23 protein-coding genes and 1 pseudogene are annotated in these 26655 nt (G+C 49.8%); 22 read left to right on the top strand and 2 right to left on the bottom strand.

Features of this window, described 5'->3' with window-relative positions; translation table 11 throughout:
* Positions 1 to 81: 81 nt before the first annotated feature.
* From ACLTD4_RS08250 to ACLTD4_RS08325, 16 genes are all read left to right on the top strand, one after another.
* Positions 82 to 1581, top strand: a complete 1500-nt coding sequence (locus ACLTD4_RS08250) for an ABC transporter ATP-binding protein (RefSeq protein WP_025531851.1) — start codon at positions 82 to 84, stop codon at positions 1579 to 1581.
* Positions 1574 to 2665 carry an ABC transporter permease gene (locus tag ACLTD4_RS08255; RefSeq protein WP_002602015.1) on the top strand — a complete coding sequence of 364 codons (1092 nt, stop codon included), beginning with the start codon at positions 1574 to 1576 and terminating at the stop codon, positions 2663 to 2665. The genes ACLTD4_RS08250 and ACLTD4_RS08255 overlap by 8 nt, the downstream gene beginning before the upstream one ends.
* Entirely contained in the window at positions 2662 to 3561 is a 900-nt protein-coding gene (locus ACLTD4_RS08260; RefSeq protein WP_002602014.1) for an ABC transporter permease, read from the top strand. Before ACLTD4_RS08255 ends, ACLTD4_RS08260 begins: the two co-directional genes overlap by 4 nt.
* Positions 3562 to 3565: 4 nt before the next feature.
* Positions 3566 to 4312, top strand: coding sequence for a nucleoside phosphorylase (locus ACLTD4_RS08265; protein WP_117622590.1), 747 nt, complete (start codon positions 3566 to 3568; stop codon positions 4310 to 4312).
* Between the two features lie 11 nt (positions 4313 to 4323).
* Entirely contained in the window at positions 4324 to 5625 is a 1302-nt protein-coding gene (locus tag ACLTD4_RS08270) for an amidohydrolase (RefSeq protein ID WP_117622591.1), read from the top strand.
* Between the two features lie 9 nt (positions 5626 to 5634).
* Complete coding sequence (locus ACLTD4_RS08275; protein WP_002602011.1) at positions 5635 to 6711, top strand: ethanolamine utilization protein EutH; 1077 nt, start codon at positions 5635 to 5637, stop codon at positions 6709 to 6711.
* Positions 6712 to 6713: 2 nt separating this feature from the next.
* Positions 6714 to 7868 (top strand): iron-containing alcohol dehydrogenase, encoded by a 1155-nt coding sequence (locus tag ACLTD4_RS08280; protein WP_412331232.1) that lies wholly within the window; start codon positions 6714 to 6716, stop codon positions 7866 to 7868.
* 8 nt (positions 7869 to 7876) lie between these two features.
* A complete protein-coding gene (locus ACLTD4_RS08285) occupies positions 7877 to 8497 on the top strand; it encodes a YczE/YyaS/YitT family protein (protein WP_117622593.1) in 621 nt (206 codons plus the stop codon).
* Positions 8498 to 8590: 93 nt separating this feature from the next.
* Positions 8591 to 9259: a helix-turn-helix domain-containing protein gene (locus ACLTD4_RS08290; RefSeq protein ID WP_002602008.1), complete on the top strand. Its 669-nt coding sequence runs from the start codon at positions 8591 to 8593 to the stop codon at positions 9257 to 9259.
* Positions 9260 to 9546: 287 nt separating this feature from the next.
* Positions 9547 to 10638, top strand: a complete 1092-nt coding sequence (locus tag ACLTD4_RS08295) for an SIS domain-containing protein (RefSeq protein ID WP_117622594.1) — start codon at positions 9547 to 9549, stop codon at positions 10636 to 10638.
* A 105-nt stretch (positions 10639 to 10743) separates the two neighbouring features.
* On the top strand, positions 10744 to 11163 hold the full coding sequence (locus ACLTD4_RS08300) for a PTS sugar transporter subunit IIA (RefSeq protein WP_002602006.1): 420 nt from the start codon (positions 10744 to 10746) through the stop codon (positions 11161 to 11163).
* Positions 11164 to 11182: 19 nt separating this feature from the next.
* Entirely contained in the window at positions 11183 to 11662 is a 480-nt protein-coding gene (locus ACLTD4_RS08305; RefSeq protein ID WP_002602005.1) for a PTS sugar transporter subunit IIB, read from the top strand.
* A gap of 18 nt (positions 11663 to 11680) precedes the next feature.
* Entirely contained in the window at positions 11681 to 12469 is a 789-nt protein-coding gene (locus ACLTD4_RS08310) for a PTS mannose/fructose/sorbose/N-acetylgalactosamine transporter subunit IIC (RefSeq protein WP_002602004.1), read from the top strand.
* A complete protein-coding gene (locus ACLTD4_RS08315; protein ID WP_002602003.1) occupies positions 12462 to 13277 on the top strand; it encodes a PTS system mannose/fructose/sorbose family transporter subunit IID in 816 nt (271 codons plus the stop codon). The genes ACLTD4_RS08310 and ACLTD4_RS08315 overlap by 8 nt, the downstream gene beginning before the upstream one ends.
* 30 nt (positions 13278 to 13307) lie before the next feature.
* The gene (locus ACLTD4_RS08320) at positions 13308 to 15242 is read left to right on the top strand and encodes a BglG family transcription antiterminator (RefSeq protein ID WP_117622595.1); all 1935 of its coding nucleotides are present in this window, start codon (positions 13308 to 13310) and stop codon (positions 15240 to 15242) included.
* A 22-nt stretch (positions 15243 to 15264) separates the two neighbouring features.
* Positions 15265 to 16206 carry a DMT family transporter gene (locus tag ACLTD4_RS08325; RefSeq protein WP_243008296.1) on the top strand — a complete coding sequence of 314 codons (942 nt, stop codon included), beginning with the start codon at positions 15265 to 15267 and terminating at the stop codon, positions 16204 to 16206.
* A gap of 29 nt (positions 16207 to 16235) precedes the next feature.
* Here the strand turns inward: ACLTD4_RS08325 and ACLTD4_RS08330 are convergent, their stop codons facing one another.
* Together ACLTD4_RS08330 and ACLTD4_RS08335 are read right to left on the bottom strand one after the other, a co-directional pair.
* The gene (locus ACLTD4_RS08330) at positions 16236 to 16955 is read right to left on the bottom strand and encodes a gamma-glutamyl-gamma-aminobutyrate hydrolase family protein (protein WP_117622596.1); all 720 of its coding nucleotides are present in this window, start codon (positions 16953 to 16955) and stop codon (positions 16236 to 16238) included.
* Positions 16956 to 17065: 110 nt separating this feature from the next.
* A complete protein-coding gene (locus ACLTD4_RS08335) occupies positions 17066 to 18559 on the bottom strand; it encodes a sulfatase-like hydrolase/transferase (protein WP_055657885.1) in 1494 nt (497 codons plus the stop codon).
* 317 nt (positions 18560 to 18876) lie between these two features.
* Here ACLTD4_RS08335 and ACLTD4_RS08340 point away from each other — a divergent pair, with 317 nt between their 5' ends.
* From ACLTD4_RS08340 to ACLTD4_RS08365, 6 genes and pseudogenes are all read left to right on the top strand, one after another.
* Positions 18877 to 19821 (top strand): ABC transporter permease, encoded by a 945-nt coding sequence (locus ACLTD4_RS08340; RefSeq protein ID WP_055658010.1) that lies wholly within the window; start codon positions 18877 to 18879, stop codon positions 19819 to 19821.
* Positions 19822 to 19871: 50 nt separating this feature from the next.
* Entirely contained in the window at positions 19872 to 20801 is a 930-nt protein-coding gene (locus ACLTD4_RS08345) for a carbohydrate ABC transporter permease (RefSeq protein ID WP_002601997.1), read from the top strand.
* Between the two features lie 80 nt (positions 20802 to 20881).
* On the top strand, positions 20882 to 22408 hold the full coding sequence (locus ACLTD4_RS08350) for an ABC transporter substrate-binding protein (protein WP_002601996.1): 1527 nt from the start codon (positions 20882 to 20884) through the stop codon (positions 22406 to 22408).
* A gap of 141 nt (positions 22409 to 22549) precedes the next feature.
* Positions 22550 to 24310: a sensor histidine kinase gene (locus ACLTD4_RS08355; RefSeq protein ID WP_117622597.1), complete on the top strand. Its 1761-nt coding sequence runs from the start codon at positions 22550 to 22552 to the stop codon at positions 24308 to 24310.
* A gap of 5 nt (positions 24311 to 24315) precedes the next feature.
* Positions 24316 to 25083: a response regulator transcription factor gene (locus tag ACLTD4_RS08360; protein ID WP_002601994.1), complete on the top strand. Its 768-nt coding sequence runs from the start codon at positions 24316 to 24318 to the stop codon at positions 25081 to 25083.
* A gap of 3 nt (positions 25084 to 25086) precedes the next feature.
* Positions 25087 to 26655, top strand: a pseudogene (locus ACLTD4_RS08365) (alpha-mannosidase); the annotation flags it as partial.

The following is a 26655-nucleotide window of genomic DNA, read 5'->3' on the forward strand; positions in this document are numbered from 1 at the left end:
GCTTAGATGTCAGAGGAGATGCTGTGAAAGACAGAGATCCTGTGTTTTGCAGTATCTTCTTCCATAACAGGAGGACTTAATATGTTCCTGGAATTAAAAGATATAACAAAAACATATGGCAAGACGATTGCGAATAATCATATCAGCTTTGGGATGAATAAGGGTGAGATTCTGGCAGTCATAGGAGAAAACGGCGCCGGGAAGACCACGGTCATGAAGATCCTGTATGGACTGGGCCACGCTGATTCGGGAGAAATATTTCTGGATGGGAAGAAGGTAAGTATTCATTCCGTGCAGGATGCCATTGCCTGCGGCATTGGCATGGTGCAGCAGCATTTTATGCTGTTTGACAGCTATACGGTTGCGGAAAATATCGTGTATGGCAAAGAGCCGAAGAAAAACTTGTTTTTTGACAGAAAAAAAGCGAGTGAGATCGTTAAAAACCTAAGTGAGGAATATGGGCTTTCAATTAATCCGGATTTGAAAGTAGAGGAGTGCTCTGTGGGAATGCGGCAGAGGATTGAAATATTAAAGGTGCTGTATCAGGATGCGGACATTATTATTTTCGATGAACCCACAGCAGTTTTGGTTCCGCAGGAAATTGATGAGCTTTTGAAGACTCTGAAACATCTGGCGAGCCGTGGAAAAAGCATTATTATTATTACACATAAGCTGCAGGAAGTCATGGACGTGGCGGACCGGGCAGTTATTATGAGAAAAGGTAACTACATAGGGGAACGGAAAATCAGTGAAACGGATATAAAAGAGCTGTCCTATCTCATGGTTGGGAAAGGAATCCCGCAGCGTAAGATCGAGAAGCAGGAACCCGGGAAAACCGTTTTGGAGATAGAGGATGCATACTGTGAAAACGATGGCGTTACGGTCTTAAAGGGTCTGAGCCTGCATGTGAAGGAGGGCGAGATTGTAGGGCTGGCCGGCGTATCCGGCAATGGACAGACAGAGCTGATCCAGTGTCTTACCGGGCTTACTAATCTGACGAAAGGGAAGATTACGCTGGAGGGAAAAGAGATATCCAGCCTGGGTGTACGGGAGATCCGGGAGGCAGGCTGCGCTCATATTCCGGAAGACCGTTATGAATATGGATGCGCTAAGAAAGCGTCTTTGGAAGAAACTGCAATCATGGGATTTGAGTATCAGAAGAAATTTTCACGTAAGGGAATACTGGACAAGAAACAAAATCAGGAATTTACGCTGCAGCTGCTGGAGAAGTATGGTGTAAAGTATGACAATATTCAGAATAAAGCCGGATCGCTGTCGGGAGGGAACATACAGAAACTGATTGTGGCCAGGGAGATTGAGCATCACTCAAAATTCTTAATTGCAGCAGAACCGACCAGAGGCGTCGATATAGGAGCCAGGGAATTTATTCATGACAGAATCGTGGAAAAAAGAAACAGGAAAGACGCGGTGCTGCTCGTTTCCTCGGAGCTGTCTGAAATACTGGCTTTATCTGACCGTGTTTACGTTATTTACGATGGAAAAATCAGAGGAGAGTTCAACCGGGAAGAAGTTTCCACGGAGGAGGTCGGATTTTTAATGATGGGAGGGCATAATGGATAAATTAAAAAACTATGGAAAACAGTTTGGAAAAGTTATGGCCCAGCCTGTTGCGGCTACACTTCTGGGTCTTCTGGTGGGAGCTGTATTCATATTGGTATCTCATGAAAATCCAATTGAAATCTATATGAATATGTTTGAAAAATCGTTTTTCAACCCCTATTATTTGACACAGACATTAACCAGAGCCACACCAATTATTATTTGTGGAATTGCAACCGCAGCGGCATGGCGGGCAGGATACATTAATATCGGTGTGGAAGGGCAGATGATTACCGGAGCCTTTGCCGCGACAGTTACAGCGATATACGTGCCTCTTCCCGGCTTTTTGCTGCTGCCGCTTTCAATCCTCGCCGGAATCATTGCAGGAGGTCTTTACGCTACTCTTGTGGCTGTTCTGAATATGAAATTTCAAAGCTCTATCGTAATATGTACACTCATGTTAAACTATGTAGCCAATTACATCGCCTCCTATCTGGTGAGCTATCCGTTTAAGGATAAATCGGGAGACGGATTGTCGCTTGTAACAAAAACAATTCCTGAAAGCACCCATTTTCTGCAGTTTAGCTCCTCGAACACCCTGAATTTGGGAATAGTTGTCGCGGCGGTTATTACAATTCTGTTTTTTTATATGGAACGGAAGACTGTTTTTGGCTATGAGTCAAAGATGACCGGATTAAACCCTCATTTTGCAAAGTATGGCGGTGTATTCGAAAAGAAAGTCATGCTTAAGACGATGGCCTTAAGCGGAGCGATCGCTGCTGTGGCCGGGATGTGCGAGATATTCGGATATAAATACCGGTATACGGATGGGATGTTTACGAGCGCCAGTTACGCATGGACGGGCCTGATGGCCGCACTGATTGCAGACCTGCATCCGGTAGGAATCCTGGTATCCTCGATTTTTCTTTCCGGACTTCAGGTTGGGGGACAGGCGATCCAGCGATCCTCCAGCATTCCGCTGCAGATGGCGACTGTGATTCAAAGTACGATTACACTGTTTGTTTCGGCAAAGATAGGAATTAAATTTATTAAGAAACGGAAACTGAAAATGGATCATAGCGAAGGAGGGGGCGCTGCGGCATGAATTTAAATCTGTTGGCGGTTATCATTAATTCGACAATACGTTCCACAACTCCCGTACTGCTTGCTGCGTTAGGCTCTGCAATCTGCAGTCAGGTAGGAGTATTTAATATTGCTTTGGAAGGCCAGATTTTAATTGGCTCCTTCGTAGCTATTGTGGCTAATTATTATACAGGAAACGTGTACATGGCTGTGCTTTGTGGTGTGGCATCCGGAGCGGCGGTGGCCTCTCTTGTTTCCATTCTGCAGGTAAAGTATAAGGCGGCTGATATGGTAATTGGTACGTCGGTGAATCTCCTGGTCAGCGGTCTGACCAGCGTACTGCTGTATACGATCTTAGGGGTTAAGGGAAGCTTCTCAAGTCCCCAGTTAAAGGCACTGCCTAAATTAAACATACCTGTGATAAAGGATATTCCATTTCTTGGACGCGTGCTCGAGCAGCTGACCTTTATTGATTATCTGTCCTATATTCTGGCGATATTCATGTTTATCTATCTATACAGGACGGTGCAGGGGTTTCATGTACAGAGTATTGGGAAAAATGAGGAAGCGGCAGGAAGTCTGGGAATTAAAACTTTAAAGACTCAGATGATTGCGGTTCTGGTGTCGGGTGCCCTGTGTGGTCTCGGCGGAGCTGTGCTCAGTATGGGGCAGGTTACGCTCTTTTCGGAAAATATGAGCTCAGGAAGAGGATACATAGCCATGGCGTCGGCGAGTATGGGCCAGAATCAGCCGGTATTCATTATCGCCTCCAGCCTGTTTTTCGGGTTCTGTCAGGCAATCGGAGTATCGCTGCAGAATGTTATTCCTTCTCAGCTGACATTGACAATTCCTTATATTGCGACGGTGGCGGCATTGTCGATTTTTGGAAGTAAAAAAATCAGAAAAAAACAGAGGTAAGAAGATGGAAGAAAAAAAGAGAGATGTTTTACCGTGTATTGCAGTTTGCGAGGGAGATATCAACCCCAGAGTACTGACCTGCGGTGATCCGGCCAGAGCTAAGAAAATCTCTGAGAAGCTGGAAAAGGTGAAATGCCTTGCAAAAAACAGAGAATACCATACGTACAGCGGTACCTATAAAGGCGTTCCCGTAACGGTAACTTCCCATGGCGTGGGAGAAGGAGGGGCTGTAATCGGATTTGAAAGCCTCTGCCGTGCGGGAGCAAAGGTCATAATACGCGTAGGTACCTGCGGTGGAATGCAGAAGGAAGTTACCGCAGGGAGTCTGGTAATCGTGAAGGCAGCCTGCCGTGAAGACGGCGTGACGGAGAAAATGCTTCCGCTTTCCTATCCGGCAGTTGCGGATATGGATGTGGTGAGGGCATTGGAGGAAAGCTCCGGCAATTTGCAGTTACAGGCCCATAGCGGCATTGTCTTGACTCAGGCTTTGTTTTATCCGGGACTCCTGGAATCCAGGGTCAAATTATATCAGAAGGCTGGAGTGATCGCCATGGAAAATGAGGTGGCGGGACTTCTGGTGGTGGCCAGCCTTCATGGGATAAAAGCAGGCGCTATTCTTGCGGCGGACGCACCGGCCTTCGAGTTAGTCGGCGTAGAGGGATATCAGCCGGATGAAGAAATGGTGGCGCTGGCGGTTGAACATGAAATATTAATTGCCCTGGAGGCATTAATCCGGATCGACGCTGAGTGAGGGGGAAAGGTATGCTGATAAAGGATATTACGGTTCTAAACAGTAATATGGAGCCCCTGGAGCACAGGAATGTCGTTGTGAAAGACGGCCGGTTTGATTCTATTGGCGTGGACGTGGTGGAAAAAGACCCGGAAATGGTCATTGATGGAAAAAATAAACTGTTGATGCCAGGCTTCTACAACACGCACTGCCATGTGCCGATGACTCTGACGCGCGGACTGGGAGAAGGGCTCTCATTAAATGACTGGCTGACGAAAAAAATGTTTCCTTTTGAAGGAAACATGACAGAGGAAGACTGCTATTACGGGGCGCTCTTAGGTGCGATGGAATTAATGGCAGGCGGATGCGTATCAATTTCGGATATGTACTTCCATGTACAGGATATTGCCCGTGCCCTTTACGATGCAGGGATGAAGGCAAATATCTGCCATGGTCTTTCTTCCTCAGATCCCCATGAAAGACCGGAAAGCTTAAAAGGCTGGAGAAATACGGTATCCCTGCTGAATGAATACAGAGACAAAAAGGATGGACGGATACGGATAGATATGGGACTGCATGCAGAGTATACCTCTACAGATAACCTGGTACAGGCAGTGGCCGCTTTCGCAAAGGAACAGGGCCTTACAGTCCATACTCATATTTCGGAAACAAAGAAAGAACATGAGGAGTGTAAGCTTCGTCATGGAGGATTAACACCGGTCCAGTATTTTTATGAGCGCGGAATGTTTGAAAATCCCGTGTTGGCCGCTCACTGTGTCTGGCTCGAGGAGCGGGATAAGGAGATCATGAGGGAGAGAAAAGCGACAGTGTCCCACTGTATCTCTTCTAATCTAAAGCTGGGAAGCGGAGTCGCTCCGATCAGCAGCTACCTGAATGAGGGTATCCGGGTAGTAGTTGCAACAGATGGAGCGGCAAGCAATAACAATTTAAATGTGATGGAGGAGATTCATCTGGCATCGCTGGCGGCCAAAGGTGCCTTCCTGGATCCAACGCTGCTGCCGCCTCAGACCGTGCTTGAGATGGCAACGGTTAACGGAGCGGAGGCGCAGGGGAGAGCGGACTGTGGAGTGATAGAGACAGGAAAGAAAGCTGATTTTATCATTTTGGATCTGGACAAGCCCCATCTGATTCCGAAACATGACATTCTGGCTAATGTTGTCTATTCTGCACAGGCGTCTGATATATATATGACCGTCATAGACGGACGCGTGGTGTATAAGGAAGGCGAATTCCTGACGATAGACCGGGAGCGTGTCCAATATGAAGCAGACAGACGGGTGAAGCGGATCTGCAGTCAGATGCAGGGGATGTGACAGAGAAATATGCTGAATTTATTAATAGCGGTGGGGGCCCTGATCGGCGCGGCCGACTGCGTATGCGGAAATAAATTAAAGCTTGGAGAAAAGTTCGAGGAAGGTTTTCTATGTATGGGGCCGACTGCACTCAGCATGGTGGGGATTATCTGTCTTGCTCCTCTGCTGGGAAAAAGCTGTGCAATAGTTGTGGCGCCTCTGTTCCGGTCCTTCGGAATCGACCCGGCTATGTTCGGATGTATTCTGGCTAATAATATGGGCGGTTATCCATTGGCCATGTCTATGGCTGATGACCAGGGCGTTGGACTCTATTCCGGCCTTATTGTGTCTTCTACTCTGGGGGCCACCCTGGTCTATACGATACCGGTGGCGCTGGGATTAATCAATAAAGACCAGCAGGGAGATTTTGCAACAGGAATTATGATCGGACTGATCACAGTCCCGGCCGGGGCTGTGGCCGGCGGTCTGTCAATGGGCCTTGACGCTGTCCTGCTGATTCGAAATACAATACCGGTAGCGTTGATATCCGGATTGGTGATTGCCGGCTTCCTGATCCTTAAAGACCGCGTTATCCGCGGATTTATGCTTTTTGCCAGGATTCTCAGGATCATTACGATTCTCAGCCTGGGAGCGGCAGCATTTACGTATATTACCCACACCCCACTCATCAATGGATTGGAACCGATTGAAAATGCTATGGGTATTGTGGCCGATATGAGTATTGTACAGCTTGGCAGTATCCCCCTGGCATATCTCTTTATTTATCTGTTGAGACGTCCTCTTGCGGCAGCTGGAAGACTTCTGCATATCAATGATGTGGCGGCAGCAGCGATTCCCATATCCTGTGTAAATGTGTTATCAGCCTTTATGCTGATAAAGGATATGGACAGACGGGGGGTCATAATATCGGCAGCGTGGTATACGAATGCGATCTGTATTATCACGGCGCATTATGCCTACACCCAGTCGATCGATCCGCGCATGATTGCCCCAATGATGGCGGCAAAGCTCACAGGAGGAATTCTTGCTGTCATACTGGCCTGTATAATGGCCGGAAACTATAAAAAAGTAAAGGAAGAGTGTTGAGAATGGGTGTATTCAAATATCAGTCACCGGAACGTGCGCTGTTTGGTTTTGGAAGCTTACAGGGGATTCAGGATGAAATCCGAAGCAGAAAGCTTACAAAGGCACTTCTGGTAACAGGCCGTGATCTGGCTGACACGGCTATCGTAAAAAATGTCATTTATGCGCTGGAAGCAGCAGATACAGGCTATGCGTTATTTACTGATTGTAAGCCAAACCCTACAACAAACAATGTAAATCAGGGCTCGGATGCATTTATACGAAATCAATGTGATTTTCTCATTTCCGTCGGCGGCGGTTCTGCTCACGACTGCGCTAAGGCAATTTCCGTGGTAGCGGCGGGCGGCGGAAAAATTGAGGACTATACAGGGGCAGATAAAAGCAGCAGAGCATATCCGCTGATTGCGGTTACGACAACGGCGGGAACGGGGAGCGAATGTACCAGCGACTATGTAGTAGTCGATGAAGCGCAGAACCGGAAATATGGAAATTCCGACCGGAATGTGCTTCCCGTTCTGGCTGTAGATGATTATGAACTGATGATGAATATGCCTGCGTCTCTCACCGCAGGAACCGGGATGGATGCATTGACCCATGCGGTGGAAGCCTACTGTTCCATAGATGGAGCTTTGATTACATCGGAACTGGCTGCGGCTGCGGTGCGTCTGATCTTTGAGCACCTGGAACCTGCGGTGATTTCTCCGGATCGTAAGTCCAGAGAGGGGATGGCGGTTGCACAGTTTTTAGCAGGCCTGGCATTTGGAAACGCTGGCTGCGGACTCATTCATTCCATGTCCCATCAGCTAAGCGCGGTTTATGACTTACCGCACGGACTGTGTAATGCGATCCTGATGCCGGAAGGATCACGTACCAATAGGAAGGCTCCGGAAGCTGAAGAACGCTATGCCGCGTTATGCGAAGCTGTTTTCCCCATAGAGAGCCGCGATATGACAACCGGGGAGAGGGCGGATTATTTGATTGAAAGAATCGAAAAACTGTCAGAGGCGGTAGGGACGAAGAGGAAATTGTCGGAGCTTGGTGTTAAACTGGAGGATCTCTCCCTGCTGGCAGATAAAACGCTTTTAGATGCCAGTCTGCGCCATAATATTTACAAACCGGACAAAGAGGAAATCGAGACGATTTTTCGCAGTCTGATGTAAGAGGACTTATGAAGGATAAAATGTTAGTACGTATTGTTCTGGTAATTTTGGGCTCTGCTGTTATGGGACTCAGTATCAATCTGCTGGTTGCTGCGGGCTTTGGACTTGACCCGCTCTCCTTATTTCAGGCTGGCTTATGTAATGTATTTCATATTTCACTGGGACAGGCCTCCCAGCTTCTAATGACTGGTATTATCATAATCCTGTTTTTTCTGGACAGAAAACGGATAGGAATTGGCTCCATTCTAAACAGTATTCTGGTGGGAGCGTTTGTTAACTTCTTTGCAGCCGGTTTCCCCGCTGGGGCCCATGTGCCCCTCTGGGGCAGGCTGCTCAGCGCAGCCGGCGGATTTTTATTTATGGGTATGGGAATCGGGATCTATATATCCGCCAGGCTGGGAGAGGCCGGAATTGATGCCATGATGATGTATTTTATGGACAAATACCGGTATTCACTCAGGAATACAAGAATAACACTGGATGTCCTGTTAGCAGCATTCGGCTTTATCTTAGGGGGCTGCCTGGGCTGGGCAACTCTCATATCCATGGCAGTCAACGGAGTTATCATACAGGCTACCGTTCATATCATGAAGCAATTGATAAGAATTAATTATAAAGGTGTTGAATAAATTTTCGAAAACCATTCATAATCCCTCTCACCGCCGCATAAGATATAAATAGTAAGTTATGAAACTATACGAACCAAAGGAGAGGATATAGCTATGGCTGAGATACATTACTTAATATCGGACGCATCTAAAAAGGTGGATGTAGAGTCCCACGTACTTCGCTACTGGGAGGACGAGCTTGAGCTTGCGATTCCAAGAAATGAGATGGGACACCGGTATTACACCGAAGCACACATCCGTTTATTCCAGCAGATCAAGGAACTGAAGGAAAAAGGATACCAGTTAAAAGCCATCAAGACAGCGCTTGATAAAATCATGGAAGACGGAAAAGATCCGGTGATACCGGACGAGCTTCTGGAGGAATCGGTGACACGGGCATTAAAAGAGAGCGCGGTAGTCACAGACAGCGGAGACGGAGAGACGGGACTTGCTGAAGTACATAGCACAGCGCAGGTAATCATTGCTCAGGAGAAGATGGAGCAGTTCCAGGAAATCATGAATCACATCATTGGACGGGCCCTGGAGGTCAACAATGAACAGCTGAGCCAGGATGTCAGCAGTATCGTAAATGACAAGGTGGTAAAAGAGCTGGAATATTTGATGAGAGTGAAGGATGAGAAGGAAGAAGAGCGTTTCAAACAGCTGGACGAGCTTCTCCGTTCGTATCAGAAAGATAACAAAGGGCGTGCCGAGGCCGCGGCTTCAAAGATTCCGTTTTTCAACCGGAAAAAGAAGTTTGGGAGAAATGGAAAGAAGCTTTAACGCGGCAGCGTAGGATCCACAGATAAAACAAGTAAACAACAAGATGATAAAGCTTACGATAAGGAAGATACAGAGATGAAAAACAGAATAATGGTAATACATGTATGAAAGCGGCGTGACTCGAATGGTCAGGCCGCTTTTGCGTACACTATGAGAAGGGAGTTTGGCTAAAAAAAGAACAGTACTTTGGAGGTATGCCTGTTTTTGCACTTTATATAGTGCAAAAATACAATTTGAATACTTTTTTGCAAAGGACTATACTGTGACTTGTCAGGGAGGTGCAGGATATGACAACTGTATTAGATTGTATTGAAAGGATTCCAAAATGTCTGAAGGGAATCAGGGACAGTTATCCGGAACGCGCGAAAAATATTGCGGATTATCTGTCTGAGAGCGGGATCAAAAAGGTTCGCCGCCTCGTGTTTATCGCCAGCGGGTCCTCTTACAACAGTGCCCACACAGCGAAGCTGTTTATTAAAAATCAGTGCGGAATAGAGACGGATTTCAAGTATCCGAATTTATTTGTAAATTATGAAGCCGATACGGAACTGAGTCGGGAGGCAGGTGATACGGATTCGACGGTATATGTGGTAATTTCCCAGGGAGGGGAGACAAAGCTTGTTTACCAGGCCCTGGAGAAGATTAAAAATGCGGACAGGCCGTGTATGGCGATCACCGCGGATGCGGAAGCGTCCATCGCAAGGATGGCCGGTTTCCACCTGGATATGGGATGCGGACAGGAGGAATTCATGTACCGTACCATCGGATTTTCCACCTCAGCCGCCGTCTGCTGGTTGTTGGGACTTGCGGCAGGCGTCTATAATGGAGAGGTGACGGCGGAAGCAGAAGCAGGATATTTAAAGGACTTTGATGCGATGATCCAGAATCTGCCGGCTGTGGAAGCGGCGACGGAAACGTGGTATCAGGCCAATAAATTCTCACTGTTAAGAAGAAACAAAATGATGCTGGCCGGAACCGGAGACCTGTATCCAATCGTCAACGAAGGGGATATTAAGGTTATGGAGATGGTTCCCATGATGACAAGAAGCTTCGAGCTGGAAGAGTTTATCCATGGCCCTCAGAACTCTTTTGATGACGCGACGCTCTTCCTTATCTTACATCACCGGGGAGAGGACGACGAGAAGGCGAAGGCAATCGCCCGCTTCATTAAGGAGCAGATCGGTTTCTGCGCCCTGGTAGGAGAGGAACCGCTGGAAGAACGGGACTTATCCATCAGCCCGGCCAGCCGCTGGTTCTTCGGTCTGGAGTACGTGACCGTGTTCCAGGTGCTTGCTTACCGGATGGCGGATGACCGCGGAAGAGACTTACACAGAGGCGTCAACGCGGTAGTCAGCCAGTATATCACAAAAACTTTATAAGTCACTGCACTAAGCGTGAAAGACCTCGCTAAGTGCCAGTGACATGTATCGCACGTAAGCGCTTAAAATACAGGCGCTAAGTGCTCATAACGAGGAGGAAAAGAAATGAAACGAATGCTCATCGCGGCTCACGCAAGATTTGCGGATGGCCTGGAAAGCGCGCTGTCCCTGATTATGGGGAAGCGGGAAGACATCACCTGTATTAACGCATTTGTCACGGAAACACCTCTGGAAAAACAGATAGACGACTATGCGGAATCTCTCGGAGAGGGAGATCAGGTTCTGGTGATCACAGATGCATTTTTTGGAAGCGTGAACCAGAAAATCATGGGAAAACGGCTGAAGAACAGCCTGATTGTCACTGGGGCGAATCTGCCGCTGGTGTTGGAACTTGTCACTCTGCTGGATGGGGACAGCCCCATTACGGCGGATCAGCTGAAGAATACAGTGGCGCTGGCCAGAGAACAGCTTATGGTTGTGGAGATGGAAGACGCCGCTGATTCATCAGATGACTTTGATTTCTAAATAGAAGGGGGATATCGATATGATAGTAAAATTAAGAATTGATGACAGACTTCTGCACGGCCAGGTAGCCTACAGCTGGAAATCGGCGCTCAGCTATAACGCCATCGTAATCGCCAGCGATGCGGCCGCGGCAGACGAGTTTCGGAAGGGCGTTATCAAGATGTGCTGCCCGGAAGGTGTGAAGCTGGCCACCAGAAGCGTGGAGGAAGCGGCGAAGCTGATCAATAATCCGAAACTGAAGGACATGAAAGTATTTGCAATCTGCGGTAGTCCGGCCGATGCCAACGGCCTTTTAAAGAAGCTGGAGGAGAAGCCAGTCGTCAACTTAGGCGGAATTCAGATGGCGGACGGTAAGAAACTGTTTTCCAAGGCCGTTTATGTGGACGAGGAGGACTTAAGGAACCTGGATGAGATAGCTTCTGCGGGATATACCATCGAGGTTCAGGAAGTACCGTCCACGGCAATGGCAAAGTATGCGGACTTACGTAAGAAATTTTAAAAAGGGGGAAATGAAATTATGCAGGCAGCAATTTTAGTTGGACTCGCAATGGCAGTATTGTGGTTCCTGGAGAAATTAGGCGGTACACCTATGGTGATCCGGCCGATCGTGGTATCACCGGTGATCGGTGCACTGCTGGGAGACTTACAGACCGGTGTCATGGTCGGAGCCACTCTGGAACTGGTATTTATGGGCGCTATTCAGATCGGAGCCGCGGTTCCGCCGGATGTATTAGTCGGCGCGGGACTTGGAACGGCGTTTGCGATCCAGTCCGGACAGGGAGCCGATATCGCTCTGGCTCTGGCACTTCCTATCGCGATTCTGGCCCAGTCATTAAAGGTTATCGTGTTCATTATCCGAAGCTGGTTCATGGATCTCGCCATGAAGTTAGCGGAGGCGGGAGACATTAAAAAGTTGTACGCATTAAACATCGGCGGTCTTCTGCTTCAGTGTTTCATGTATTTCGCAGTAGGTTTTGTGGCTCTGCTCTTCGGTTCACCGGCGGTTGAGGCGTTTGTAAACAATATTCCGCAGGTAATCTTAAATGGTCTCTCCGTAGCGGGCGGACTCCTTCCGGCAGTTGGTTTCGCACTTCTCCTTCTTCCGATGATGGAGAAACGCAATGCTATTTACTTCGTATTTGGTTTTATTCTGATATCCTATTTGAATCTGCCGATTATGGCGGTGACCATTATGGGCGTCGTGCTGGCCTTTGTGATCTGCTATGAAAAGGGCGCGTCTGGAAATGGAACAGCAGCGGCTGCAGCCGTAAGTTCAGAGGAAGAGGAGGATTTGTTCGATGAGTAAGCAAAAAATGTCTGCTGAGGACAAAAAAATGGTAAATGGCCTGTTCTGGAATTCATTCCTGCTGGAGGCCTCTTATAACTACGAAAGGCAGCAGGCCCTGGGCTTCTCCGTGGGTATGTGGCCGGCGATTAAACGTTTCTATAAGACAAAAGAGGGACAGGCGGAAGCCTTAAAGCGCCATATGGCGATCTTTAATACCACACCTCATATGGTATCCGTAATCAGCGGCGTTACAGCAGCCATGGAGAAGGAAGCCAGTGAGAACAAGGACTTTGACAAGGATATCATCAATAACGTAAAGGTAGGACTCATGGGTCCGTTAGCCGGAATCGGCGATTCCTTCTTCTGGGGCACACTGAGAATCATCGCCGCAGGTATCGGTTTATCTCTGGCACAGCAGGGAAGCGTTCTGGGGGCAATTCTGTTCTTGATCATTTTCAACGTTCCGCATCTCCTGATCCGCTATTACGGCACAGTGCTGGGCTATCAGTTCGGCGCAGGCTTAATGAGCAACTCGAAGAGCGCAGGCATCTTAAAAATGATTTCCAAGGGCGCGTCAATCGTCGGCCTTATGGTAATCGGCGCCATGAGTGCCTCCATGGTTGCGATGAAAACCCCGCTCACCTTTACCATTGGAGAGACGGCGTTTGAACTTCAGGGATACTTAGATCAGATTTTCCCATTGCTGCTTCCGCTGCTTTACACCCTGGCGATGTTTGGCCTCTTGAAAAAAGGCTGCAAATCAACTACAATCTTATTGATTACAATTGCAGTAGGTGTGATAGGTTCCCTTCTTCACATCCTTTAATCCTGGCGAACCCGGAAAGGTCAGAAGCTCATGGTTGAGGCAAGAACCAGATATGTCATCATGATAAAAACGATGTTAGGCAGGAAAACGTATGTAACCTCGGCTGCTCTCGCAGAAGCAGCCGGGGTTTCTGTGCGCACGGTAAAGTACGACTTAAAGGAGCTTCAGAGCTTCTTAAAGGAGTACGGCGTGGAGATCGAATCGAAACGGTCCTACGGCTACCGCCTGCTGGTGGGAGACGGCTCCGACATGGATGGGCTGTCGAAGGCGCTCCGGGCAAATCTGCGGAAAAATAAGGGCGAGGTGTTCCGGTATAATTTTCAGAGGGTCATCTATATCATCAACAAGCTGCTGATCGGAAAGCCGTATTATAAGGCGGAGGAGCTGATGGACACGTTTTACATCAGCCGTTCGACCCTTACCCAGGACTTGAACCGTGCCCGCACCCTTCTTGCCAAGTTCCGTCTGGAGATCGACGTGAATCTGCGGCGGGGAATCGGTGTCGCCGGTGATGAACTGGACAAGCGCCTCTGTATTGCGGAATATTTCTTCCGGTACGATGACAAGCTTCAGGTTATGGTTCAGCGGCGGGCGGATGGCGGAAAGTATGACTGGGATGCCCAGAGAGAAACACTGGTCCGGATCGTCTGGAAGGCGTGCCGGGCCAATAAGATCAGGCTGTCACCGTTTTTGGCCGTGGATCTGGCCAGTCATATGTATGTCAGTGTGCTGCGCATGAGGGCCGGATGCGGCATCGGGGAGCTGCCGGGCGGTACCATGACGATGAATTATGTGAGGGAGCGGTACGCGGCAGGGGAGGTCGCGGACCAGCTGGAAGAGCTCTATTCCATATCGATTTCTGAGAAAGAGCGGGAGTATTTTGCCCTCCATATCCTGAGTAAGAAAATGCCGGACAGCGGGCCTGTAGGCTCCGAGGAACACGCCACATTAAAGCAGTGCGTGGCGGAAATCCTGCGGGAGGTGAAGGACAATTTTGAGCTGGATTTTACCGATGATCCTGTGTTCCTGGACTTTTTATATACCAGCATTGAGCCCATGGTATTAAGGCTCAGAACGCATCTGATCGTCAGAAATCCGCTTCTGTTTGAGAATCTGCGCCGCTATCTGTTTGCCACCAAGGTGGCTCATTCCGCCAGTGGAATCATAGAAAAGCTGTTTGGCGTGCAGATGGACAATAATGAGTTCGCGTATCTGGTGCCGGCGTTTAACATGATTATCAGCACCCATGAGAAGCGGAAGAAGTTTAAGATCGGCTTTTGCGGGGACTTAGGGCTCTCGGAGGCGCTGATCTATTATAACGAGCTTTCGGAAAGCCTTCCGAAGGACGGCTATGAGCTGATATGGATGGATAAATACCACAATAACGGCTATTTGAACCAGCTTCAGTATCTGATCTATGTGAGCGACTACCGGCTGCCGGGAGATCTGCCGTACTATGAGATACAGGACGGCGATTCCACCAGCGAGGTCTGCAGTGCGATCGCGGAATATAAGCTGGAGCAGGTACAGATCGAGCAGTATTTAAAGCCGGAATTCGGCATTTTCGGACTGGAGGGGCGGAATCGGGATGAGGTCATGGAAAACCTGTACCGCTGTCTGGCCGGGCGCGGCCTGATCGCCACGGAGCTGGACTGGAAGAATGCTTTCCGGGCCAACGAGGTGGGCAACGGGATCGCCCATATCCAGGATCTGGGAAGAATTTTGAAGAACGCGGGCTGTTACGTCTGCATCTTAAAAACGCCTATTCTGTGGGAACAGGATATTATCAAAGTGCTGGTGATGATCAAGACGAAGCGGGACGGAGACAAGAATTTGTCGCTGCTCTGCCGTATTGTCTCCAACTGGGCCTCATCGCCGGAAAAAGTGGAACATTTTTTGAAGACACAGAGCTATGAGGTGTTCTGCGGCGACATAACGGAAGAATGTCTGAAACTCTGCTTCTAGACCGGTTTCTTCGGTCGAGCAGATGAGCCGTCTGAACGGCTGCGATCAGACGGCTCTGCACCGGAAAGGAAGAATTGCCATGCTGAAAAACCAGGTATATAAAGGAATTATATTTACGGCAGCCTCTGCCGTCATATTCGGATTTACACCCATTCTGGCCAGGATCTCTTATGACGGCGGGGCCAACGGGATCACGATGACGTTTCTGCGCTGTCTGCTGTCCCTGCCGGTCCTGTTCCTGATCTTAAAAATAAAGGGCATCCCACTTAAAGTGGAACCTGCCTGGAGAATGCCGGTGGCCGTGTGCGGCGTCTTCGGGGCATTTGCAACGACGGTGACGCTCTATATGTCATACTCATACATACCGGTGGGAATGGCCACCACGCTTCATTTTATCTATCCCGTGCTGGTTACCGCGGGCTGTGTCCTCATCTTCCGGGAGGGGATCACGATAAAAAAGGTGCTGGCTCTGCTCTGCGGAGCGGCCGGCACCGTGTTGTTTCTGGAACATTTTTCTGCGGCCACGGGAAGCGGCACCGGAATCTTTCTGGCGCTGCTGTCAGGCCTGTTTTACAGCATTCATATGGTAGTTATGGATAAGTCGGGGATCAAGAACATGCACTATTTTAAGCTGTCGTTCTACTTATGCCTGTTCGGCGCCGCCTTATCGGGAATCTACGGAGGCGTGACCGGCCAGCTGGCGCTTCACTTAACCGGCCAGGCGTGGCTGTTTGCATTCCTGGTCTCCATCTGTGCCTCCGTGGGAGCGATCAGCTTATTCCAGCTGGGAATCCGGTATACGGGCGCCTCTACGGCGGCCATACTGTCCACGCTGGAGCCGATCACCAGCGTGATCCTGGGAGTGCTGGTCCTCGGCGAACTGTTCACCGCGAGAAAGATCGCGGGATGTCTGTGCATCCTGCTCAGTGTGGTGCTGATTGCAGCTGCTGGGAAGAAGCGCTAAGTTCCTGTAGTACATTGCGGTTAATTACGCTATGCACTACCAGCCGCCGCCTTGACAAACTCGGAAAAGAGTCTGGCGGCGGCTTCATTTTTCTCCCATAGATACTCCGGATGCCACTGGACGCCGATGAAGAACGGGTAATCCGGCATCTCCACCGCCTCCACCAGCTGGTCGGAGGAACGGGCCGAGGCGACGAGACTGGGGGCCACATCTCTGACTGCCTGGTGATGCATGCTGTTGACGGACAGTGTCTCCGCTTCCGCGATCCTGGCCAGAAGGCTGTCGGGCTGCAAGGTCACGGTGTGGGAGGGGAGCGCGTAGGCGAAGGGCTGGGTGTGGGCCAGCGGGAAATCACTCTTTACCTGGCTGGGAATATCCTGCCAGATGGTGCCGCCCAGGCCGATGTTTAAAAGCTGTATCCCGCGGCAGATGCCGAGAACAGGCTTGCCGGTCTCCATCACCAGGGGGAGGAGAGCCAGTTCCATCTGATCCCTCTCGGCGGAAACGCTGCCGCAGCGGTCTAAAGTTTCTTCTCCGAACAGGAAGGGGTGAACGTCGGGGCCTCCGGTGAAGAGAAAGCCGTCCAGCGTGTCCACAAGCTGCCTTAAGTCGTCCTCAGACGAAGTCAGCGGAAGCACGACAGGAATGGCGCCCGCGGCCGTCAGAGCCTTTATGTAGGTGGGGCGCATCTGTATGTCGTTGTTGTCCGTGTTGTGGGAGGGCGTAAGACCAATCAATGGTTTTTTCATGAATCATACCTCGTTTCATTCATTGCATTTTTAATCTTCTTTACATTATATGTGATTTTATTTCCGGTTGCAATGGAAAACTGGTGCCGCCGCTCCTGCTCAGTAACTGTTCAATGAAACGTATCTACCGTATAATCATGGTAATGGAATCCCAGCCACCGTCCGGGCATGTCTCCGGGGAAACGGGGGGCGGGAATGGAAATAAAAGTATCGGAATTGTCTGTGCCGCTTCCCGGTTTTAATACCTGGGGAGCGGTTTTCTTTACGTGGCTGATTAATAAGTTCCACAACCGCTCTCTGACTTCCCAGTATTTTGGATCGTCCGCCAGATTATGGCGTTCCATGGGATCCTTTTCTAAATCAAACAGCAGCATACTGCTGCCAATTCTCGTATAGATCAGCTTTTTCCGGTCTTCCATTACACAGAAATTCGTATGAAGGCTGTCTCCATAGAATATCTTTTCTTTCTGTCCCTTTCCACTGAGAAATGGCAGCAGGTTTTCTCCGCTTCCATCCTCCGGAGGGGTGAGTCCGGCCATAGCCAGTATGGTGGGAAATACGTCGGCCAGCGTGATGACGCCATCCACCTGGTTGTTATGGGGGATGGCGCGCCCGGCTGGAGGAACAAGGATGAACGGCACATGGGCGGAGCCCTCAAAAAAGAGGTTCTTCTGGGACATGTAATGGTCGCCCAGCATCTCTCCGTGGTCGGAGGTAAAGAGAATCCAGGTGTTTTCAAAGAGACCGTGTTCTCTCAACGCACCGAACAGCCGGCCAAGCTGGTAATCCACCTGGGTGATGCAGGCATAGTATGCCCTGCGGCTGGCCGTAATCTGTTCGGGACCGAAGAGATGCATATCCGTATTTTCGTAGGAACCGGCCAGAAAGCCCTGGGGGGTGTCTTCGAGGGAGTGGGACCAGTCTCCGTATACCGGTTCCGGCATGGAAATCTGCTGGTACAGTTCCCAGAAATCACGGCAGGGATCGAACGGTGGATGCGGCTTTGTGAAGCTGGTCCACAGAAAGAACGGGCGCAGGGGATCTCTGGTCTCGATAAAATCAATGGCTTCATCCCCGATCCAGGTGGTCATGCTGTCCCTGACCTCCACCGTGGAAATCACAGGCTCCATGAGGCATTCACCGATGCCGTGGACCTTGGGCCTTACCCGGTCGCCCCTTTTGTCACAGGCGCGCATGTAATCCAGCGGCAGAGTCATATGCTCGAAGCCGTAGCAGGCCCTGGCCGGCTCAAAATGCATCTTTCCTTTTGCACATGTCTGATAACCGGCGTCCGTAAGCATGGCGGGAAGCGTCAGCCGCTTTGCTGTCCGCGCTTCCATAAATGCTCTGTGGTCCGCGTTGGATACGACGCCGCTTTCGTATCCCTCGATTCCCGTCATGATGGTGGTCCTGGAGGGGACACAGATCGGGCATGAGGCGTAACAGCCGGTAAAGCTGGTCCCCATGGCTGCCATATAATTTAAGTGCGGTGTGAAGATACTCTGGTTTCCCCAGGCGTTGATGGTATCGAAACGCTGCTGGTCCGTGGTGATCAGCAGAATATTGTCTTTCGTGTTTGGCTGCATTTCTTGCTGTGCATTCATAATGGGTTCTTCCTCTCTCTTTGAGTACCGCGTCGGTTTCATTTCTGAGTTCAGTATAAAAAATACGGAGAAGGTTGTCTATCTCATAAACGTTAGATATACCTGCAAAAAAGTGAGATAAAAAACTGTGACAGAGAGGGAATAGAAGAGAAATGATTGTGCATAATGCACAAAAACTAAGCGGTAAAATTTCGGATATACCTAACATTTACAGGATACTATATAAGAAATCATAGATAGAAAAGTAAAAATGCATAGATTATAATATTTTTTAGATATGAAAAAGAACAATGAAAAAGAAAAAGGAGGCATATTTTATGGCAGATTTGAAAAAGAAGCCGGGGAAAAAGCGGAAGTGGAACAGGGATGACACGGAATTGACCATACTGGCATTTCCAACCGCAGTCTGGTACCTGCTCTTCTCGTTTTTGCCCATGTTTGGTATTATTATTGCGTTTAAAAAGTATACCATCAACGGGGGATTTCTACACAGCATTCTTACCAGCGCGTGGTGCGGACTGGACAACTTCAAGTTCCTGTTTTCGTCCGGCGATATCTGGATGATACTCAGAAACACCATTCTCTATAATATCACCTTCATTATCTTAAACATTGTGGTTCCTGTAACCATGGCGCTTTTAATCGGGCAGATTCACAACCAGCGCATGGCGAAGGTATTTCAGACGGCCATGTTTCTGCCGTATTTCTTGTCATGGGTGGTGGTAACCGCTCTGGTATGGGCCTTCTTAAGCTTTGACAAAGGGATGTTAAACAATCTGATGGAAGGCCTCGGCCAGGATCCCAGACAATGGTACATGGTTCCCAAGCTGTGGCCGGGCTTTTTAATATTTATGTATCTCTGGAAAAATCTGGGCTACAGCATGGTCGTGTATCTGGCTACCATTACCGGGATCGACAAGACGTATTACGAGGCTGCCTGTATTGACGGGGCCAGCGTATGGCAGCAGATGAAATGGGTGACGCTTCCGCTCATGCGTACTGTCATTATCATGATGTTCATCATGGCGGTGGGCCGTATCTTTTATTCTGATTTCGGCCTGTTCTATCAGGTGCCCAGAGACTCCAATTCCCTGTACAATGTAACGTATACACTGGACGTTTTTGTATACAAACAGCTCATGTCATCGACCACGGGAATGGCCTCGGCGGCCGCATTCGTCCAGTCCGTTGCCGGATGCATCACCATTCTTCTGGCCAATGCCGTAGTGCGCAAGGTTGACCGGGAGAGTGCCATGATCTAAAACGTGTCTGAAAAGCTACTATCACTCATTCATTAGACAGGAGGAAGAATATGTCCAAAAAAAATAAGGAAGCGGCAGACGTGCAGAGCTTCAACAGGATATCCGCGAGGGCTAATATTCTGTTAAATATCATGTTTCTGATTTTGGCCCTGATTTGTGTAATACCGGCGGTGCTGGTGGTCTCGATCTCCTTCTCCGCGGAGCAGTCCATCACCGATTACGGCTACCGGCTGATTCCTAAGATTATTTCTCTGGATGGCTATGGCTATCTGCTGAAGCAGGGGGCCCTGATCATCAGAGCGTTGGGAGTATCCCTGTTTGTTACTATCGTGGGAACCGCCCTGGGAACGCTTCTCACCACCTTGATGGGATACGTGTTATCCAGGCCGGACTACAAGCTGAACGGATTTCTCACCATGCTGGTCTTCATCCCCATGGTATTTAACGGAGGTCTGGTCTCTACATATTTTATCGTCTCCCAGTTCCTGCATTTAAAGAATACTCTGTGGGCGCTGATTCTGCCTCTGTCGGTATCTTCCTTTAACGTCGTCATATGCAGGACGTTCTTTAAGACAACCATACCGGAGGAACTGATCGAATCGGCCAAGATGGATGGGGCCACCCAGTTTAAGATTTTCTTTCAGATTGTGCTTCCCATCTCCCTGCCGGTTATCGCTACCATTGGGCTGTTCCTGTGCTTCGCCTACTGGAATGACTGGTATCAGTCCATGCTGTACATCGACAACCAGCGTCTCTACTCCCTGCAGGCACTTTTAAATGCCATCATGACCAATATCAACATGCTGGCGCAGAACGCCGCCACCATGGGCGCGAGTATGGCGGATATGGTGGCAAATATGCCAAAGGAAGCGGCCCGTATGGCGATTGTGGTCATTATTGTACTGCCAATCGCATGTGCATACCCGTTTTTCCAGAAATACTTTATCTCCGGACTGACAGTCGGAGCCGTCAAAGGGTGATTGCGCCCGTATTTTAATAACTGCTTATCAGGCGGGTTTCCCGTTGATAATAGAATAGTCAGGAAAGAAGAGGATTGTTTATGAAGAAAACAGATGTATGGAAAAAAGCGGCTGCGGCCGGTTTGGCCGCTCTGCTGGCCGTCGGCACCATAACCGGATGCGCGGCTAAGACAGATACGAAAGAGACGGGGACTCCCGCGGGAGACACGGCGGAAAAAGATGGCGCGTCTGCGAAGGATACGGCTGCGGCCGATCCAGCCGGAGGAGACATTCCGACTCTGGTATACTGGACCGTGGGAGGAACCACGCCCAGTGATTTTGATCAGGATATTGCCGCGATTAACGAGTATCTGGAGGAGAAGATCCACGTAAAGCTGGATTTGAAGGTGGCCGGATGGGGCGATTACGAGAAGAAGATGAACACCATCATCAACTCGGGCGAGTATTTTGACATGATGTTCGTAAACAATACGAATTACAGCCGTTTTGTAAAAATGGGCGCGTTCGAAGATATATCCGACAAGCTCCAGTCGGTGGCGCCGGAGCTTTATGAAATGATTCCGGAGCAGCTCTGGAAGGGCGTGACCATTGGAGGAAAGGTTTATTCCGTTCCCACCTATAAGGATTCCTCCATGGCACAATTCTGGTATTTTGACGATCAGTACGTGCAGAAGTACAACATTGATCTGGATCAGATCAAGACGATGCAGGACTTAGATAAGCCGTTCCGCGATATGAAGGAGGGAGAGGGCAAGGGCTTCTATCCGCTTCAGATGTCCCAGGGAAGCCCCTTTAATGGATTCTTTAACGAATATGACGGCCTGACCTCCGGCTTGCAGCCTCTCGGCGTAAAGGTAGATGACCAGACAAGAACCGTGATCTGTACTCTGGACCAGCCGGATATCATGGAGAATCTAAAGCTGCTTCATCAATGGTATATGGATGGCATCATCAATCCGGATGCGAATGTTCTGACCGAGCCGCAGAAGAAGCTTCCATTTTCTTCCGCACAGGGCTGGCCCAGCGCGGTTGCCACATGGCAGGTATTAAACGGTGTGGAGAAGTATGATGCGTTTAAGGTATTCGGCCCGCTCTATTCTACCGATACCATTCAGGGCTCCATGAACGCCGTTTCCATTAACTCCAAATATAAGGATGAGTGTCTGAAATTCCTGCAGCTCGTGAATACCGACTCCAAATTACGCGATATGCTGGCATACGGTGTGCCGGATAAGACCTTCAAATATGTGGGGGACGGCGTGATTGAGAAACAGACGGATACCTGGCCGCTGGCCGCCTATACGCAGGGAACCTTCTTCAACATGTCCATTACGGAGGATGCGGACCCGGATCAGTGGGATCAGGTAAAGAAACAGAACGAGGAAGCGGTTTCCTCTTCCTGCTTAGGCTTTTCCCTCGATCTGACCAATATCCAGAATGAGATGTCCAACTGCCTGACCGTATGGCAGAAGTACAAATACGACTTGTTAACCGGCGCTTCCGACCCGGAGACAGCGGTTCCGGCCGTGATCCAGGAATTAAAGGCCGCAGGGTTTGATACGGTCATCCAGGAGGCGCAGAAGCAGATCAACGAGTTTTACAACTGATAAGTAAATACAGAACAAAATAAAGAACAAAATATAGAACAGACCGGATGCGGCTAAAGGCATCTGCTTGTGAATCAAAGAAAACGACTGTATAATTAATAATCGGCAGAAAAGACAACGAACGGACAGAGGGAAAAGCTTATGAAAAAGACAGCAGGTTCATTCTTGAAAATCAGTGTATACAGAAGGCGTTTTACAGGCACGGTCTGTTCTATTATTTTTATATCCCTGTTTTGCCTGATTTTCGCACTCTGCTTTTTTACAAACATATGGGCGGATAACCGGTGGCAGGAGGTACAAGCCAGTTTTATGACCCTGGAGCAGCAGAAAAGAGACAGGTCGGAACAGTTAGAAAATTATGTAAATGGCATTTATGCAAAGCCGAGTCTGATGGAGGACACGAAGACTCTGTTTGAGAGCACCAGCGAGCAGGATTATACGAGACTCAGAGAGGAGAACAGCGCGCGTTCCAACACGCAGATCGCCTGGCTGCCCGGTGACATGCGGAAGCTGTTTGTCAACAGCCAGCTGAAGGTAAACGCGGTTACGATCCGGTCGCCGGAGGGAATAAAAATCATATGGCTGGATAACCTCTCCGGGAATATGAGGGTAACGTATGGATTGAGAGGGGAATGGCAGCTGATCGACAGGACGGACAGGGATACGGTGTTGGAATCCTTTGAAGTGAGGAGTCCGGATTCCGTCATGAAAAGTCTCGGAACACTGACATTTTACGGCTCATCAAAGGATATTTACAAGGGAAGCAGCCAGGCGTATGACTGGGCCCTGATTAAGGGGAAAATGATATCCTATGAAAATGTAAAGGGAGAACGGGAACGGGAGTGGATTCTGACGGCTTCCGAAAAGGAGGCGTTTCAGGGCTGGTTTCTATGGAAAGGAAGGCTTCCGGTTTTCTATTTTGAATTCGTCAACTCATCCGGGGACAGTGAGTACATATCGGCAGTGGACATCGTCTCTCTCTGGCGGGCGAACGGCGCGGGAGCCGCGACGTTGGCCGTGACCGTCCTTGTGCTGGCCGCCGGTGCTGTCGTGGTTGCCTTTTTCAATCTGCAGGGCGAGGCCCGGTTTCTCTCCCATATCATGGATATGCTCAAAACCATGGAACACGGTTCTTTTGTAGAGGTGGGAACCATGGTCATGAAGCGGGGCGGCCACTACAATGAATACACGCTGATTGCCGACGCATTGTCGGAGGTGAGCGTCAAACTGGACGGATATATCCGCAAGGAGTATTTACTGAAGCTGAAGCAGCAGGAGACGGCGATGAGAGCGCTGCGCCATCAGATTAATCCGCATTTCCTATATAATACACTGGAAAGCATAAGGGCCAGAGCGCTGGTACTAAAGGACAGGGAGACGGCGGAGGCCATCGAGGGTCTGGGAAGGCTTTACCGGACTCTGATCCGCTGTCCGGAGGTGATTTCTCTGCGAAAGGAAGTGGAGGTCCTGGAGATGTATTTAAAGCTCATGTCCCTCCGTTTCGCGGATACCTTTGTGTACCGGGTGGATATTGAGGAGGAGGCTAAGGACGTGGATACCATCGCCTTCTGGCTTCAGCCACTGGCGGAAAATTTCTTCAACCACGGTATGGACCAGGAGAGCGAATTTAATCTGTTGATGCTGGAGGCGGTTAAGAAAGAGGATGGAATCCTGGTTACCATGTCGGATAACGGCCGGGGGATTTTGGAGGACCGCCTTTTGGAGATCAGGAAGAATATGGTGGAAGGCGGGGACGACCCCGGGGCGGATATCGGGCTGCGCAACGTCTATATGAGGCTCAGCTATTTCTATGGGGAAGCGTTCTCGATGAATATTGAAAATCAGGCGGCAGGCGGATTGAAAATCGATATTTTCCTTCCGGCGCTGCCGGGAAAGGAGTAGGCCGCATGTATACGGTTCTGATTGTAGACGATGAGCCCAATGTCCTGGAGGGCGTAAAGCGCCTTCTGGACTGGGAGAAATTAGGCGTGGGGCGGATCTGGACTGCAAAAACATCTCTGGAGGTCATGTCACACATCATTGACTGGAATCCGGATATTTGTCTGGTAGATGTCAGAATCGGCAATGACATGGGATATGAGCTGATCGAGTGCTTAAGCGGCCTTGGCATTCATTCGAATTACATCATGATGAGCGGATACGATGACTTTCACTATGTGAGGGAGGCCCTCCGCTGCGGAGCGCTGGACTACTTACTGAAGCCGGTGGGAGCAGAGGAGCTGGAAGCGTGTATCCGCAAGGTCATCATGGAACAACTTCACGGTACGCTGCCGGAAGCGGAGCAGAAGAACGGTGATCCCATCCTGAAGATAGAATATGAGGCCATGTCGCCTCTGATCCATAAGATTGTCCTGATGGTGGCGGCTGAGTACGGCGGCCATATCTCGCTGAAGATCATAGCCGATAAGTTTCGCATGAATTCCACGTATCTGGGACAGATATTCATCAAGGAAACGGGAATGAAATTTTCGGAATACCTGATGTGCTACCGGCTCTGTATGGCCAGAGAGCAGATCGTGAACAGCGATGAGAAGATCGCGGTGATCGCGGCCTCTGTAGGCTACACGAATATGAATTATTTTTACCAGCAATTCAACCAATATTACCATACCACCCCGTCCGAGATGAGAATACGGGGCTCAGAAAGGAATTGACATATGATTTTTGCAAGGGAGAGGGCGGAGGTAATCGCCAATAAGCTAAAAAAATTAATGGTTGTCCAGAAATTCCAGCTGGATGACTGGAAGGTGAAGGAAGGCTTCTTTTTACGGCCGGAGGAGGCCGACCTGGCGGAGGAAGACTGGGAACCATTTGACAGCCGCCTGATGCACTGGTACGGGCCGGACCGCCATTACTGGTTCCGAACCGTATTTACAATACCGGAAGAGTATGATGGGAAGGGCTTATGGCTTCGCATCCGTACCCAGATTGAGGAGTGGGATGACGCCAAGAATCCGCAGTTTCTCGTGTTCCTGAACGGAGAAGTGGTACAGGGCGCTGATATGAACCACAGGGAGGTCCTGCTTTCTGAGGCGGCGACGGCGGGAGAGACCGTGACGGTTGATTTGCAGGCGTATTCAGGCACCCTTCATCCGGAATTTCGTCTGATGGCGGATGTGGAGGAAGTGTCGCAACCGGTTAAGGACCTTTATTATGATATCCAGGTGCCGTTATGGGCCATGGACCGGATGGATCAGGAGGGAAAGACGGCTATTGATATCCTGACTGTGTTAAATGACACGATCAGCCTTCTGGACTTACGGGATGTCCACTCCGACGATTTCTACCGCTCGGTGGAGGCGGCGCGGGCCTATATCGCAAAGGCGCTGTATGAGGACCTGGCGGGCGACGATACGGTGATTGCCACCTGCATAGGGCATACCCACATCGACGTGGCGTGGTGGTGGACGGTTGCCCAGTCCCGGGAGAAGGCGGCCCGCAGCTTCGCCACGGTATTGGAGCTGATGGACGAATATCCCGAATACCGGTTTATGTCGAGCCAGCCGGTCCTCTATACGTTTGTGAAGGAACGGTACCCGGAGCTTTATGAGGAGATTAAGAGAAGGGCAGCAGAAGGCCGCTGGGAGCCGGAGGGCGGCATGTGGCTGGAGGCCGACTGTAACTTAACCAGCGGAGAGAGTCTGGTGCGCCAGTTTTTATATGGCAAACGGTTCTTTCAAGAGGAATTCGGCGTGGACAGCCGGGTGCTGTGGCTTCCGGACGTATTCGGTTATTCCGGCGCCCTGCCCCAGATCATGAAGAAATGCGGGATCGACTATTTTATGACGACGAAGCTTTCCTGGAACCAGTTTAACAAGGTGCCGGACGACACGCTTCTGTGGGAAGGAATCGACGGAACGAAGGTTTTAACCCATCTCATCTCGACATTGGGAGTAGGGCAGAGCGTGGATCGCTTCTTTACCACCTATAACGGTATCCTGCATCCGGACGCGATCATGGGCGGCTGGCAGCGCTATCAGAATAAGGAGATGAACCATGACATTCTGGTGGCCTTCGGCTACGGCGACGGAGGCGGCGGCCCAACCAGGGAGATGCTGGAGACGGGCAGGAGGATGGAAAAGGGTATCCGCGGCATACCGAAGGTGCGCCAGGAGAGTTCCCTCACTTACTTTACAGAGCTTTCCGAGCGGGTGAAGGACAGCAGGCGGCTCCACACGTGGACCGGAGAATTTTATTTTGAGTACCACAGGGGAACGTATACGTCC

This window comes from Hungatella sp., assembly GCF_046966825.1.